The sequence below is a fragment of the Niallia sp. MER 6 genome (genome assembly GCF_023714395.1).
Lineage (GTDB): Bacteria > Bacillota > Bacilli > Bacillales > Cytobacillaceae > Niallia.
In genome coordinates, this window is record NZ_JAMAUK010000103.1 from 1 (window position 1) to 810 (window position 810).

The 810-nt window shown below is 35.6% G+C and carries 1 protein-coding gene; it reads right to left on the reverse strand.

The features are described from left to right. Positions 1–136: 136 nt before the first annotated feature. On the reverse strand, positions 137–810 hold a 674-nt coding region (locus M3600_RS28420; protein ID WP_251648575.1), incomplete at its 5' end, for an IS110 family RNA-guided transposase.

Below are 810 nucleotides of genomic sequence, written 5' to 3' on the forward strand. Positions count from 1 at the left end.
AAACCAGCTAATAGTTTGTCAACATTTTTCAATAAAAAGATAAATAATCTCGTGGTATACTAAAAATGCACATGCCAAATAACCTACCGCTATATTTTAATTGGAAGGTTTTGTTGTATTTAGTTAGATATAGTTATTAATCTATATCTTGGAAAGTTGTTCGTTTTTTTAATAAGGCAAAGATCCAGTGTAAGAGCTTGTTTACACATGCAATAACGGCTACCCTAAAGGGTTTTCCTTCTTCTCGTTTCTTATCATAAAACTCTCTTAGTTTTCGATTGCGTGGAATAATCTCGTCGGTTGTCTTCTTTTTACGACTATCCCTTATACCACTTTGAACAGCCATATATAAGGCGTGGCGAAGTCTACATGAGCCACGTTTCGTTATTCGATTCACCGATGCGGTAAACCTCCCAGATGAGTACACACTAGGATCTATCCCAGCGAATGCAACAAGTTTCTTGGCATCATTAAATCGATCTATTTCTCCAATTTCGGATATAATCGTGGCAGCGATTTTTTCTCCGATTCCAGGGATAGATTGAAGAATATAATACTCTTCAATTTCTTTAGCGAGAGCATTTATTTCATCTGCAATCTTGGATAGATGCTCTTGGTATTGAAGAACTATCTTAATTAAAATTTCTAGATTGAAAATATGACTCTCATAGAGATTGTTTTGAAATGGATTACGTAGGGCAGCCTCTATTAACATTTGTGCCTTTTCCTCTGCCCAGGACACCGAACGATTCTTACATAATGAAGCTATTTTATCAGTTAATTCTTTTTCACTGACACTTAATACCGCCT